Source organism: Synechococcus sp. CS-1329 (assembly GCF_025128055.1).
Taxonomy (GTDB): Bacteria; Cyanobacteriota; Cyanobacteriia; order PCC-6307; family Cyanobiaceae; genus Regnicoccus_A.
In genome coordinates, this window is sequence record NZ_JAHLYS010000017.1 from 1 (window position 1) to 13,570 (window position 13,570).

At 68.1% G+C, this 13,570-nt stretch carries 12 protein-coding genes and 1 pseudogene; 10 read left to right on the forward strand and 3 right to left on the reverse strand.

Annotation, left to right across the window (positions count from 1 at the left end):
- From KQ304_RS03125 to KQ304_RS03140, 4 genes and pseudogenes are all read left to right on the forward strand, one after another.
- Positions 1–157 (forward strand): annotated as a pseudogene (locus KQ304_RS03125) (photosystem II D2 protein (photosystem q(a) protein)); the annotation flags it as partial.
- Between the two features lie 7 nt (positions 158–164).
- Positions 165–1,529 carry a photosystem II reaction center protein CP43 gene (psbC, locus tag KQ304_RS03130; protein WP_259735662.1) on the forward strand — a complete coding sequence of 455 codons (1,365 nt, stop codon included), beginning with the start codon at positions 165–167 and terminating at the stop codon, positions 1,527–1,529.
- A gap of 176 nt (positions 1,530–1,705) precedes the next feature.
- A complete protein-coding gene (locus tag KQ304_RS03135; protein WP_259735663.1) occupies positions 1,706–2,503 on the forward strand; it encodes a YcgJ family protein in 798 nt (265 codons plus the stop codon).
- 168 nt (positions 2,504–2,671) lie between these two features.
- The gene (locus KQ304_RS03140; RefSeq protein WP_259735664.1) at positions 2,672–3,538 is read left to right on the forward strand and encodes a YcgJ family protein; all 867 of its coding nucleotides are present in this window, start codon (positions 2,672–2,674) and stop codon (positions 3,536–3,538) included.
- Here the strand turns inward: KQ304_RS03140 and KQ304_RS03145 are convergent, their stop codons facing one another.
- Positions 3,539–4,129: a nucleoside triphosphate pyrophosphatase gene (locus tag KQ304_RS03145; protein WP_259735665.1), complete on the reverse strand. Its 591-nt coding sequence runs from the start codon at positions 4,127–4,129 to the stop codon at positions 3,539–3,541.
- 95 nt (positions 4,130–4,224) lie between these two features.
- Here KQ304_RS03145 and KQ304_RS03150 point away from each other — a divergent pair, with 95 nt between their 5' ends.
- From KQ304_RS03150 to KQ304_RS03160, 3 genes are read left to right on the forward strand one after another with little or no spacing between them, the layout of a single operon-like run.
- Positions 4,225–4,632 (forward strand): Npun_F0494 family protein, encoded by a 408-nt coding sequence (locus tag KQ304_RS03150; protein ID WP_259735666.1) that lies wholly within the window; start codon positions 4,225–4,227, stop codon positions 4,630–4,632.
- An 8-nt stretch (positions 4,633–4,640) separates the two neighbouring features.
- Positions 4,641–6,137 carry a cobyric acid synthase gene (locus tag KQ304_RS03155; protein ID WP_259735667.1) on the forward strand — a complete coding sequence of 499 codons (1,497 nt, stop codon included), beginning with the start codon at positions 4,641–4,643 and terminating at the stop codon, positions 6,135–6,137.
- Positions 6,134–6,385 carry a 2Fe-2S iron-sulfur cluster-binding protein gene (locus KQ304_RS03160; protein ID WP_259735668.1) on the forward strand — a complete coding sequence of 84 codons (252 nt, stop codon included), beginning with the start codon at positions 6,134–6,136 and terminating at the stop codon, positions 6,383–6,385. Before KQ304_RS03155 ends, KQ304_RS03160 begins: the two co-directional genes overlap by 4 nt.
- 7 nt (positions 6,386–6,392) lie before the next feature.
- Here KQ304_RS03160 and mnmA read toward each other — a convergent pair whose 3' ends face one another.
- Positions 6,393–7,532 carry a tRNA 2-thiouridine(34) synthase MnmA gene (gene mnmA, locus KQ304_RS03165; RefSeq protein ID WP_399228270.1) on the reverse strand — a complete coding sequence of 380 codons (1,140 nt, stop codon included), beginning with the start codon at positions 7,530–7,532 and terminating at the stop codon, positions 6,393–6,395.
- Between the two features lie 171 nt (positions 7,533–7,703).
- On the opposite strand from mnmA, the gene KQ304_RS03170 reads away from it, so the two are divergent.
- Entirely contained in the window at positions 7,704–9,257 is a 1,554-nt protein-coding gene (locus KQ304_RS03170) for an NAD(P)H-hydrate epimerase (RefSeq protein ID WP_259735670.1), read from the forward strand.
- Between the two features lie 130 nt (positions 9,258–9,387).
- The gene (locus KQ304_RS03175) at positions 9,388–10,320 is read left to right on the forward strand and encodes a sigma-70 family RNA polymerase sigma factor (protein ID WP_259735671.1); all 933 of its coding nucleotides are present in this window, start codon (positions 9,388–9,390) and stop codon (positions 10,318–10,320) included.
- 12 nt (positions 10,321–10,332) lie between these two features.
- Here KQ304_RS03175 and pdhA read toward each other — a convergent pair whose 3' ends face one another.
- Positions 10,333–11,430: a pyruvate dehydrogenase (acetyl-transferring) E1 component subunit alpha gene (gene pdhA, locus KQ304_RS03180; protein ID WP_259735672.1), complete on the reverse strand. Its 1,098-nt coding sequence runs from the start codon at positions 11,428–11,430 to the stop codon at positions 10,333–10,335.
- A 125-nt stretch (positions 11,431–11,555) separates the two neighbouring features.
- Between pdhA and KQ304_RS03185 the strand changes: the two genes are divergently transcribed.
- Complete coding sequence (locus KQ304_RS03185) at positions 11,556–13,490, forward strand: ARC6/PARC6 family protein (protein WP_259735673.1); 1,935 nt, start codon at positions 11,556–11,558, stop codon at positions 13,488–13,490.
- The last annotated feature ends 80 nt before the right edge of the window (positions 13,491–13,570 follow it).

The following is a 13,570-nucleotide window of genomic DNA, read 5'->3' on the forward strand; positions in this document are numbered from 1 at the left end:
GGAGATCCGCGCCGCTGAGGACCCCGAATTCGAGACCTTCTACACGAAGAACATTCTTCTGAATGAAGGTCTGCGTGCCTGGATGGCACCGGCCGACCAGCCGCATGAAAACTTCGTCTTCCCTGAAGAGGTTCTGCCCCGTGGAAACGCCCTTTAATTCGTCCATGGTGGCCGTCGGGGGCAAAGACCTCGACTCCACCGGTTATGCCTGGTGGGCCGGTAACGCCCGCCTCATCAATCTCTCCGGCCGTCTGCTGGGTGCCCACGTGGCCCACGCCGGTCTGATGGTCTTCTGGGCCGGAGCGATGATGCTCTTCGAAGTGAGTCACTTCAGCTTCGACAAGCCCATGTATGAGCAGGGTCTGATCCTGTTCCCGCACGTGGCCACCCTCGGCTACGGCGTCGGCCCCGGCGGTGAGGTCACCAGCCTCTACCCGTTCTTCGTGGTCGGTGTGCTGCACCTGATCAGCTCCGCCGTGCTCGGTCTTGGCGGCCTGTATCACGCTCTGCGTGGTCCTGAGATCCTGGAGAACTACTCCTCGTTCTTCTCCCAGGACTGGCGCGACAAGAACCAGATGACCAACATCATCGGCTACCACCTCATCCTTCTGGGTGTGGGTTGCCTGCTGCTGGTGTTCAAGGCCATGTTCTTCGGCGGTGTCTATGACACCTGGGCGCCCGGTGGCGGTGACGTCCGCATCATCACCAACCCCACCCTGAGCCCCGGCGTCATCTTCGGTTATCTCACCGCAGCGCCATTCGGTGGTGAGGGTTGGATCATCGGGGTGAACTCGATGGAAGACATCATCGGTGGCCACATCTGGCTCGGCCTGATCTGCATTTTCGGTGGCATCTGGCACGTGATCACCAAGCCCTTCGGCTGGGTGCGTCGCGCCTTCATCTGGAATGGTGAGGCCTACCTGAGCTACAGCCTCGGCGCTCTGAGCTTCATGAGCTTCATCGCCTCGGCCTACATCTGGTTCAACAACACCGCCTACCCCTCCGAGTTCTACGGCCCCACCAACGCCGAGTCCTCCCAGGCCCAGAGCTTCACCTTCCTGGTGCGTGACCAGCGCCTCGGCGCCAACATCGGTTCGGCCATGGGCCCCACCGGCCTGGGCAAGTACCTGATGCGCTCCCCCACAGGTGAGATCATCTTCGGCGGTGAGACCATGCGCTTCTGGGACTTCCGTGGTCCCTGGCTCGAGCCCCTGCGTGGCCCCAACGGCCTCAGCCTCGACAAGCTCCAGAACGACATTCAGCCCTGGCAAGTGCGCCGCGCGGCTGAATACATGACCCACGCTCCGAACGCCTCCCTCAACTCCGTGGGCGGCATCATCACCGAGCCCAACTCGGTGAACTTCGTGAACGTGCGTCAGTGGCTCTCGGCCACCCAGTTCGTGCTCGCCTTCTTCTTCTTGGTGGGTCACCTCTGGCACGCCGGCCGCGCCCGCGCTGCCGCCGCCGGTTTCGAGAAGGGCATCGACCGTCAGGCCGAGCCCACCCTGGCCATGCCGGATCTCGACTGATCCGCCGCTGCCGTTTCGACGGAACATCCCCGAGCCCTCCGCATTCGCGGGGGGTTTTTTATGGGCAAGCCATCCCGGACCAGTCTTGTCATCCCCCACAGGCCGGAGAGAAACAGTAGAGACATGCTTAAGCCTTGGGGTCGTGACTACGTTTGAGCTATCGACAAGGTCATCCCTTGAATATCCACACATTCACCGGCCGCGCGCTTTCCCGTGCAGCCCTTCCCCTGGCTTTACTGCCCCTGGCCGGGGCGCTGCCTGTGGCAGCCCAAAGCAAGACAGTCGACTTTCCTCGCCAAGGCGTGGTCTGCGACCTGACCAACAAGAGGTGCTTCAACTCCGAAGGCGTTTCCGTACCGCTCACCCGCGAATTTTTCGGTAGCTACGGCGAGCGTGAGCTGGTTCCCACGCTGTCGGGCAACAGACGGATCACCCAGTTCAAATTGAGCGATGGGAAAGCTTGCGACGTGCGGCGGCAAACCTGCTGGGATGACGGCCAGGGTGGCAAGAATGTGAGCAGGTCGCTGACCACACAGCTGTTCGGCAACAGGGGCACCTGGGGCGACAACGGATCCGGCAGCAGCGGCTGGGGAAACAACAACAACAACGGGCAGCAATCCGAGCAAGCCAACAGCTCCTGTGAACTTCGCCAGGGGTACCGTCGTCTTTTCGAGGGCAATTGCCTGCTGAAACGACGCGAGTCGTCCAACGGCGTGGCTTACAACGTCGAGCTCGCTGATGGCCAGCGATACAGCTTCTACAACCGTCAAGGCAGGCTCGTGCTACAGGATTCATCTGGCTTGTGGCCAGTCCAGATCAGCAACCGCAACGGCGAAGTGAACTTCCGCTGGTCCGACCGGCAACTGGTGACACGCGACCGCCGCTGGGCAAACCAGGGGCAGCAGGGGGGAAGCAGCGATTTCACACCGACGGGCAACTTCCTCCAGGACCTGTTCAACACGATGTTCCGCTGAGTTATGTGAATCTCACGCGGTTTTTATTCGATCGCCTGAACGCTCAGAAGGTCAATCAAAACAGGGTGCATGAACCTTGTCACCTCTGGGGCGATTCCAGACAGACTCTGGTTGCACCTTCAGCGTTCATGGCCCATAGGTTGTGGGGTGATCGCTGATCGCTGCCCAATGAAGATTAATCCCCTACTCACATCCAGGCCTGCCCATGCCTCTCTGGCTCTGGCGGTCGGCGGGCTCGCCCTGCTCTCCACGCTGGCTCCCCAGCCCGGCTGGACTCAGAGCAACAGCCTCAAGCTCATAGGCAACGGAGTCGTCTGCGACCCGGGCAGCAAGACCTGCTACGACCGCCGAGGGCCCTCGCTCGCGATGACCCGGCAAGAATTCGGACAACGGGCGGAGCAGAACCTGCGCCGTCAGATCTCAGGACGCCCCAACAGCTGGGATCTGCGCTTCAGCAGCGGCGAGGTCTGTGATCTGCGGCAGGAAATCTGCTGGGATGACGGCTGGAAGCGCAGCAATCTGAGCACGCGCCTCAGCCGCCAGCTGTTCGGAGCCAACGGTGGCTGGGCCAACAATCAGCAACCTGGCAACAACAATTGGGGCAACAACGCCTGGGGAAACGGTGGTTGGAGAAACAACACCTGGGGCAATAACAGCAGCAGCAGCAACAACTGGAGAGCACCGACATCTCTCGACTCCGGGTCCTGCACACTCAGCCAGCGTGGGCGGCGGATCTTCTCCGGCAACTGCAACCTGCAGCGCCGCTCCGGCTCCAATGGCACCGCCTTCGTGGTCAACCTGGCCAATGGGCGCAACTACAGCTTCTACGACCGCCGCGGCCAGCTGGTGGTCGTCGACGGCAACAGAAGCTGGCCGGTGGCCTACAGCCGCCAGGGTGGTGGCGGTGAGTTCCGCTGGGGAGATCTGCAGCTGGTGGCGCGCCAGAACCGGGCGATCGAGCCCGCGTTCAACACCAACAACAACGGCCTCTCCGGCGGGCTTCTGCAGGAGCTGATCAACAGCCTGTTCCGCTGATCAGGCCAACCAGCGGCGCAACAGCGGCAGGCTCAGGCCGATCACATTGCTGAAGCAGCCCTCGATGCGCTCCACCAGGGAGCCCGCCCGACCTTCGAGGGCAAAGCCGCCGGCGCAGGCCAGCGGTTCAGCGGTGGCCACATAGGCGGCGATCTCCGCCTCACTCAGCTGAGCGAACTTCACCCGGGTGGTGACGGTGGCCAGCCTGGGACTGGCCGGCGGGGACGCTCCCCCCAGCGACAACAGGCAATGGCCGGTGTGCAGCTCCCCCCAGGAGCCGGCCATGCGCCGCCAGCGGCTGGTGGCCTGCTCGGCATCACGGGGCTTGCCGTAGGCCACCCCCTCCAGCACGAACAGGGAGTCGCAGCCCAGCACGGCGCAGACCCGCTCTCCTTCGGGCCGCGCCAGGTCTCGCCCGACAGCCTCGGCCTTGGCCCGCGCCAGCGCCTGCACCAGCAGAAGCGGATCGGGGTCGTGCCAGGCCTCTTCATCGACGCCGCTCACCTGCACCCGGTGGGAGAAGCCCGCCTGCTCCAGCAGCCGGCGTCGCGCCGGCGAGGCTGAGGCCAGCACCAGGGGCTCTTGGGGCATGATTCCTGACCTCCTGGCCTTGGCACACCCCAGGGATCCTCCTCCGCCGCCGTGAGCACACCCCCGCTTCGCCCACGCCGGAGGAGAATCGGCCCATGCACGGCTCCCGTCCCAGCTCGGCCTCCGGCTCCCTCAGCAGCTCGCTCAACGATCCGCGCTCGCTGGAGCGGGCGGCCAGCGCCCTGCGCTGCCTGCCCTTTCGCCAGGCCTTCTATCAGCTGCTCAGCGCCGAGGCAATTAGCAGTGAGGAGCTTCAGCAGCGGGCCGACCAGCCCCAGCTCACCTTCTCCCCCCTGGGCAGTGACCGCGCCGAAGACCACTTCATCTGGCTGATCCGCGTGGGGGTGCTGCGCCGGGAGGTGGATGGCCAGGGACTGACCGAGCGGGTGCGGCTGACGCCGATGGGCCGGGAGCTGCTGGAGCGCTGGAGCGCAGAGATCCCGAGGGCTTCCCTGCTGGAGCGCCTCCGCCATGGGCTGCGTCGCCGCTGGCCGCGCCTGTGAAACCACTGATGGTGCTGGGAACCAGCAGCGGCGCCGGCAAATCGCTGATGGCCGCCGCCCTCTGCCGGGTGCTGCGGCGGCGCGGCGAGACGCCCCTGCCCTTCAAGGGGCAGAACATGAGCCTCAATGCCTGGGTGGACGGCTCTGGCGGCGAGATGGCCTACAGCCAGGCGCTGCAGGCCTGGGCGGCGGGCCTGCAGCCGGAAGTGGCGATGAATCCGGTGCTGCTCAAGCCCCAGGGGGACAGCACCAGCGAGGTGATCCACCTGGGGCGCTCGGTGGGGGTCTGCCGCGCCGAGCACTATTACCGCGACTGGTTCCGGCCGGGTTGGGCCGCGATCCGCCAGGGCCTGGGCGAGCTGCAGACCCGCCATCCGGGCGGTCGTCTGGTGCTGGAGGGGGCCGGCAGCCCCGTGGAGGTGAACCTGCAGTCGCGGGATCTCACCAACCTGCGCCTGGCCCAGTTCCTGAGGGCCCGCTGCCTGCTGGTGGCCGACATCGAGCGCGGGGGCGTCTTCGCCCAGATCGTGGGCACCCTGGCCCTACTGCGCCCGGTGGAGCGGCCGTTGATCCGCGGCATCTTGATCAACCGCTTCCGCGGGCGCCGGGAGCTCTTCGATGAGGGCCGCAGCTGGCTGGAGCGGCACACCGGCCTGCCGGTGCTGGGGGTGATGCCCTGGCTCGATGAACTCTTTCCCCCCGAGGATTCCCTCGACCTGCTGGAGCGCAAGGCGCGCAAACCCGACGCGGAGCTGGAGATCGCGGTGCTGCGTCTGCCCTCGATCAGCAATTTCTCCGATCTCGATCCACTCGAGGCCGAGCCCAGCGTGCGGCTGCGCTGGGTGCGCCCCGGGGAGCCCCTGGGCAGCCCCGATGCCGTGATCATCCCCGGCAGCAAGCAGACCCTGCGGGATCTGCAGGCCCTGCGCGCCAGTGGCCTTGGCGAGGAGCTACGGCGGCATCTGGCTGGCGGCGGCCATCTCTTCGGCCTCTGCGGCGGTCTGCAGATGCTGGGCCAGAGCCTGCTGGATCCCCACGGCCTTGAAGGGGCCCTCGAAGGGGGCGGCGCCAGCGGCGAGCACGCCGGGCTTGGGCTGCTGCCCCTCCTCACCCACTACGGCCACGACAAGGCCACCGAGCAGGTGAGTGCCCCGGCCCTCTGGCCGCCAGGCAGCAGCCTGGCCCTGGAGGGCTTCGAGTTGCACCGGGGCCGGAGCACCTGCCTGGAGCCGCAGCAGTGCCTGCCCATCGCCCAGCGCCCGGGGCTGGGCTGGTGGATGGCCGGGCCCCAGGGCGCCGTGGTGGCCGGCACCTACCTGCACGGGGTGTTCGACTCGGGGCCCTGGCGGCGGCGCTGGCTGAACCAGTTGCGCCACCGCCGCAGCCTCAACCCCCTGGGGGAGCAGCAGCCGCACCACGGCCAGCAGCGGGAGGCCCTGCTCGATCGCCTCGCCGAGGCCTTCGAGGCGCACGTGAACCTCACCCCACTGCTGGAGCGGCCATGAAGGGCGCCGCCACGCCGGTGATGGTGCACTGGCCCAATGGCCGCAGCACCCCGGTGCCCCCAGGCAGCGACTGGCTGCAGGCCGCCGCCGCCGCCGACCAGGCGATCCCCACCGGCTGCCTCGGGGGCAGTTGCGGCGCCTGTGAGATCGAGGTGAACGGCCGGGTGGTGCGGGCCTGCATCGCCACGGTGCCCGCTGCCCGCAGCGGCGAACTGCGGGTGGAGCTGGCCAGCGATCCCTACTGGTGAGCGGGCCCTAGGGCTGCGCAGAATCAGACGAATGGGCCTGGATCAGGCCACCGCCCAGCACCACGTCGTTTGCGTAGAACACCGCCGCCTGACCCGGGGTGATCGAGAACTGCTCCTCGTGGAAGCTCAGCCGGGCGCGATGGGGGCGGCCTGCAGCGGCATCGGCGGCCGTTGGCTCCAGCGGCAGCAGCTGGGCGGCCACCGGCGCGCTGCGGTAGCGCACCTGCACCTCCAGCTCCAGGGGGGCCGTGGGCGGTGGAATCGAGATCCAGTTGATCGCACCCACCACGCAACCGCTGCGGGCCGCCTCGGAGCGGGGAGCCACCACCACCCGGTTCATCGCCCCATCGAGGCGCACCACGTGCAGGGGTTCGCTCCAGGCCACGCCAAGGCCCTTGCGCTGACCGATGGTGAAATGCTCGATGCCGTCGTGCTCCCCCACCAGCGTGCCGTCGGCCAGCACGATCTGACCCTGGCGCGGCGGCAGGTAGGCATCGAGGAAGGCCTTCATCGAGCCGTGATGATCGGCCAGGCAGAGGTCCTGGCTCTCGGGTTTCCGGGCGGTGCGCAGGCCGAGGGCTTCGGCTTCCAGCCGGGTGTCGGGCTTGGTGAGTTCACCGAGGGGGAACACCAGCCGCGCCAGCACCGCCTGGGGCAGGTCGTAGAGGAAATAGCTCTGGTCTTTGTGGGTATCGAGGCCGCGCAGCAGCTGGTGGCGGCCGGCGGCGGCGCTGGGGCCAGCGGCGTCGGCCAGACGCACTCGGGCGTAGTGGCCGGTGGCGATGCGGCCGATCCCCAGCTCAGCCTCGGCCCACTCCAGCATCGGCGTGAATTTCACCTCCCGATTGCAGCGGGAGCAGGGCAGGGGAGTCACGCCCCCCTCGTAGCCCTGCACGAGGAACTCCACGATCTGCTCGCGAAAGCGCTCGCGACTGTCGACCACATGGTGAGGCACCCCCAGTTGCTCACAGAGGCCGGCGGCATCCACCAGCCCCTCGGCGCAGCAGGCTCCCTTGCCGCTCATCAACCAGAGGGTGAGACCCTCCACCTGCCAGCCGGCCGCCACCAGCAGCGCGGCGGTGAGTGAACTGTCGACCCCACCGGAGAGACCCACGGCCACCCGATGCTCTCCGGGCCAGGCGCGCAGGCGCTCCAGGGCCGCCTCCCCCGCAGCGGTGACGGGACTGGACACTGGGGTGGTGATGGTCAAAACCGGAAGCCTCCGGGGCGCAGGAGGAGCGAAACAGAGCGTTGTTCCCATCATGGGACCGGGGCCCCAGCGGCGGGTCCCGCCTGCCTCACCCGCACCGGAGCCCCCTTGAGCAGCAGCGACGCGATCCACTGGCCCCGCCGGGATGCCGCCCACCTGCTGGTGAGCGCAGGGCAGATGGCCCAGCTGGAGCAGCAGCTGTTCGAAAGCGGCCTGCCGGTGGAAGCCCTGATGGAGAAGGCCGCCCTGGCCATCAGCGCTCGGCTGCTGAACGAACCCGAAGCCCTGCGCCAGGGGGCGTTGGTGCTGGTGGGCCCCGGCCACAACGGCGGGGATGCCCTGGTGGTGGCCCGTGAACTGCACCTGGCCGGGGTGAGGGTGCGGCTCTGGAGCCCTTTCGAGCGCCACAAACCCCTCACTGAGGCCCACTGGCGCCATGCCCGCTGGCTGGGGATCGAGCGCCTGGGCACCAGCCCCGACCCGGGCGAGGCCGCCCTTTGGATCGATGGGCTCTTCGGCATCGGCCAGCGGCGGCCTCCAGGCGCCGCGATCGAAGCCCTGCTGGCCGAGCGGGCCCGGCTGAGGCCCGATCAGCTGGTGGCCATCGACACGCCCACGGGCCTGTGCGCCGACAGCGGCCGGCTGCTGGGCAACTGCGCGGCCCGCGCCCGCAGCACCTACTGTCTGGGCCTGCTCAAGCAGGGGCTGGTGCAGGACGGAGCCCTGGCCTGGGTGGGGGAGCTGGTGCGGCTGGACCTGGGTCTGCCGCCGGCCCTGCTGGGGCAACTGCCGCTGGATCAACCCCTCGGCCTGGGTGGCCTGGATCAGCTGAGCGCCCCAGCCCTGGAGCCTGCGCCCGAGGCCGCCAAATACGGCCGCGGCCGCCTGCTGGTGGTTAGCGGCAGCGCCGCCTATCCGGGCGCCGCCCTGCTCAGCCTGCTGGGGGCCAGTGCCAGCGGCTGCGGCAGCCTGCGGGCGGCCGTGCCGGGGCCCATGGCCCAGCAGCTCTGGAGCCAGCTGCCCCACGTGGTGCTGGGGCCAGCTCCGGGGGAAGCCGGCGCCCTCGATCGCCTCGATGCCGTGCTGGTGGGGCCTGGACTGGGTCCTGCCGTTGCAGCTGTCCCCGCTGATGGCCCCGGCGGCCCGCTGCTCTGGCAGGCCCTGCAGACCTTTGCGGGCCTTGTGGTGATCGATGCCGATGGCCTCAACCAACTGGCCGCCGGCGTGGCCGGCGAGGCGATGACCTGGCTGCAGGGGAGGCAGGGTCCCACCTGGCTGACGCCCCACGGCGGTGAATTCGCCCGCCTGTTTCCCGATCTGGCCGGCGCACCGCCCCTGGAGGCCGCCGGCCGTGCCGCCGCCCGCAGCGGTGCGGCCCTGGTGCTCAAGGGCGCCCGCAGCGTGATTGCGGCCCCCGATGGCAGACGCTGGCAACTGCTGGAGGCGGCGCCCGAAGCCGCCAGGGCCGGTGCCGGCGATGTCCTGGCCGGATATGTGGCCGGACGGGGGGGGCTGGCGATGGCCGCCGGGATCACAGCTGGTGAGGCCTCCACCCTGGCCGCCGCTGCCCTGGCCCACGCCCAGGCAGGGCTGACGGCCCGGCAGCGGCTGGGGCCGGGTCAGGTCACACCCCAGGCTCTGGCGGCAACTCTGGGCCAGTGATGCTCAGTTGAGAACCATTCTTTGGGCTCTTGACTGTGTCGTTTTACTGGCACAACCTGGAAAAGTTGTTGAAATCACACCGCTCACTTCTGCATTCATCAGAGATTGAATGCACTCACAAGACCAGCTCATGACAGCCTCCACCCTCCAGCCCCGTGACCAGCGGCGGCGGGGGAGCGATCCGATCAGCTGGTACCTGAGCACGATCGGACGGGTTCCCCTGCTCACACCGGCCGAGGAGATTGAGCTGGGCAACCAGGTGCAGGCCATGATGCAACTGCTGGAGTTGGGCGTGGACGATCCACCCGGCGTTCGCCAGAAGCAGCTGCTGCGTGTTGGCCGGCGCGCCAAGCAGCGCATGATGAAAGCCAACCTGCGCCTGGTGGTCAGCGTTGCCAAGAAGTATCAGGGCAGAGGGCTGGAGCTGCTGGATCTGATCCAGGAGGGCTCGCTGGGCCTGGAGCGGGCCGTGGAGAAGTTCGATCCCACCCGCGGCTACAAGTTCTCCACCTATGCCTTCTGGTGGATCCGCCAGAGCATGACCCGCGCGATCGCCTGCCAGTCGCGCACCATCCGTCTGCCGGTGCACCTCAGTGAGCGCCTCAGCGCCGTGCGTCGCGTCAGCCTGGAGCTGGCCCACAAACTCGGGGCCATGCCCAGCCGCAGTGAAATTTCCGAAGCCATGGCCATCCCGATCGAGGAACTCGATGGGCTGCTGCGCCAGTCGTTGACCACCTCCAGCCTCGATGCACCGGTGAACGGAGAGGAGGGCCGCAGTTTCCTCGGTGATCTGATCGCCGACACCAGCCACGAGGAACCCCTCGATCAGGTGGAGCGGAGCATGCACCACGAACAACTGAAGCGCTGGCTCAGCTATCTCACCGAGCAGGAGCGGCAGGTGCTCGACCTGTACTTCGGCCTCGACGGACACGAACGCCACACCCTCGCTGAGATCGGCCGCCTGCTGGATGTCTCCCGAGAGCGGGTGCGGCAGGTGGAACTCAAAGCCCTGCGCAAGCTGCGCGGCCTCACGAACCGGCTGCCCAGCCAGCTCTCGGTCTGAGCCTGGGGCTCATCAGTCTTCGGCCCAGATGTAACGGGTGAGTTCGCTGGGATCCGGATCCGGTGCCCCGACGGCGAAGGTCACCGCATCGGCCACCTCAGCGTCGATCTCCTTCTCGATCGCCTTGAGCTCCTCGCTGCTGACCAGGTCGTGACTGGTGAGGTGGGCGGCCAGGGCCTTGATCGGATCCCGCTTGGCCCAGAACTCCTTCTCCGCCTCGCTGCGCAGCTCGTCAGGGTCGGCCAGGGAATGGCCGCGGAAGCGATAGGTGAGGCATTCGAGCAGGGTGGGACCCTCGCCGGCGCGGGCCCTCTCCACCGCCCGCTGGGCGGCGGCGCGCACCGCCAGCACATCCATGCCGTCGACTTCCTCACCCGCCATGCCGAAGGCGGCGGCCTTGCGCCAGATCTCCGGATCGCTGGTGGCACGGTCGTGGGACATGCCAATCGCCCATTTGTTGTTCTCGACGACAAACAGAATCGGCAACTTCCACAGCGCCGCCATGTTCAGGCATTCAAAGAACTGGCCGTTGTTGCAGGTGCCGTCGCCGAAGAAGGCGGCGGTGACGGCATCGCTGTCGGCCTCACCGAGGGCATCACGCTTGTAGCGGCTGGTGAAGGCGGCGCCGAGGGCCACCGGAATGCCCTCGCCGATGAAGGCATAGCCCCCGAGCAGATGGTGCTCCTTGGAGAACAGGTGCATGGAGCCGCCGCGGCCCTTGCTGCAGCCGGTGGCCTTGCCGAACAGCTCGCTCATCACCTCGCGGGCGGGAACGCCGGCACTGAGGGCATGCACGTGGTCGCGGTAGGTGCTGCAGAACCAGTCGTGCTGGGCGCGCATCGCCTTGATCACCCCAGTGGCAACGGCCTCCTGGCCGTTGTAGAGGTGAACAAAGCCGAACATCTTGCCCCGGTAGTACATCTCGGCGCACTTGTCCTCGAAGCGACGCCCGAGGGTCATGTCGCGGTAGAGGGTCAGGCCCTCCTCGCGGCTCACCGTGGCGAGGCCCGCCGGGTAGAGGGCCGCCAGGCGTTCGGCGTGGCTGCCGGCTGCTGCTGCTTCAGCCCCGGCGGCGGCGGATTGGATTGTGGCGGCGATCTCCTGAGTCATGGCAAGGGGAGTCGAGGCTGATGACCGCAACTGTAGGGGGAGAGCTGAGCGGCAAAGGTCAAAACCGATGCCGCTGCCTACACTCGCCGCAACGCCCAGGATCAAGGGCCCGTGAGTTGAAGGGGTTGGAACTGCCGATCGACCACTTCCGTCTGCTCGGCGTGAGCCCGGCGACCGATGCCCAGACTGTCTTGCGCACCCTTCAGCACCGCCTGGAGAACGCACCGGATCAGGGATTCACTCTCGAGGCCATCCGCGCCCGGGCCGATCTGCTCGAAGCCAGCGCCGACGTCCTCTCCGACTCCCAGCGTCGCCAGGCCTATGAGGCCCAGCTGATGGAGATCGAGCAGGGGAGCGAAGGGCAAGGGCTGGCGGCCGGTCTGGATGTGGCGCCAGCGAAGGATCTCGGCGGGCTGCTGCTGCTGCTGGAGGCGGGGCTGCCCCTGGAGGCCTTTGAGGCCACCATCGCGTGCCTGCAGCCACCCCAGGCCCCGGCCCTCGGCAGCGGCCGCGAAGCCGACCTCTGCCTGCTGGCGGCCCTGGCCTGCCGTGCCGCCGCCGCCGAGCTGCAGGGCCAGCGCAAGTACGAGGCCGCAGCCCAGCTGCTGCAGCAAGCCATCCAGAACCTGCAACGCATGGGCCAGAGGCCCGAACAACGGCTGCTGCTGGCCAACGATCTGCGCGATCTGCTGCCCTTCCGAGTGCTGGGGCTGGTGAGCCGGCCTCTCACCGCCCCCCAGGATCGCGCCGAAGGCCTGGAGTTGCTGGAGGGTCTGGTGAAGCGCCGCGGCGGCCTGGAGGGAGAAGAGGATTCCAGCCTCTCCCGCGACGACTTCCAGGCCTTCATCAAGCAGATCCGCCTCTTTCTCACCGCTCAGGAACAGGTCGACCTCTTCGATCGCTGGGCCAGGGGCGGCTCGGCGGCGGCGGAATTTCTGGCCTGCTATGCCCTCACCGCCTCTGGCTTCGCCCAGCGCAAGCCCGAGCGCATCGCCGCGGCCCAGAGCCGTCTGCAGGCCTCCGGCCAGCCCGGCATCCAGCCGATGCTGGCCTGTCACCATCTGCTGCTCGGCCAGATCGAGCCGGCCGTCGAGCACTTCAATTCCGGAGCGGGGCCTGAACTCAAGGCCTGGGCCGAGGCGCAGACCGGTGATCCCCTCGCCCAGCTCTGTGCCTACTGCCGCGACTGGCTGGCCCGGGATGTGCTCCCCGGCTACCGCGACATCGAGGTGGATGCCGACCTCGAGACCTACTTCGCCGACCGCGACGTTCAGGCCTACGTGGGTCAGCAGGATCGCCGCCAGGCCCGCACCCACATGGCGGAGCCCATCTCCCTGGAACAGGCGGCCGCGGCCTGGGCCATGCCCGAGCTGGAACCCCTCGCTCCAGTCGCTTCTTCCGAAGAGCTCAGCCCCCCCGTTGCGGAGCCTCCCAGCGACGTGGTGGGGAAGGAGCTCAGGCCCCGGTCTGCCGCTGCCAGGCCGCTGGCCATGGCCGGGATCGCCCTGGCGACCGTGGCCGCCCTGGTCGCCGGCCTCGCGTTCCTGCTGCGCCCCCGGCCGGAGGCACCCCCGCCCGCACTGCCTCCGGCCGCCGGCCAGGCTCCCGCCACTGGCCAGGCCCCTGCCGACCCCAGCCCGCCAGCGGCGGCTGCCGCCACCCCGGTTCCGCTCACCAGCGCCAGCCCCAGCCAGCAGGAGATGCGCCTGCTGCTGGAGCGCTGGCTGGCCGCCAAGGCGGCCCTGCTCGACGGGCGCAGCAGCCAGGCCAACCTCGATCAGCTGGCCCGCCCGGCCCTGGTGGCCGATCTGCGCTCAGAGGCCCGGGCCCTCAAAGCCAGGGGGGAGCAGCAGCAGATCCAGGCCAGGATTCAGCAGTTCCGGCTCATCGACCAGAGCCCACGGCGGATCGCAGCCGACGTTCAGCTCGACTACAGCGAGGAGCGCCTCTCAGGCGAGCGGGTGATCGAGCCCAGAACCAACGCCCAACTGCGCAACATCTACGTGTTCGCCCGCGATGGCGGCACCTGGAAACTGGCTGATTTCTACAGACGCCGCTGAGCTGAGGCTTGCAGAGCTGATCGGCGGAGCCCCCTGCTGTTGTGTCAGGGTCGGAATCAACGATCACCGTCTGGGATCAC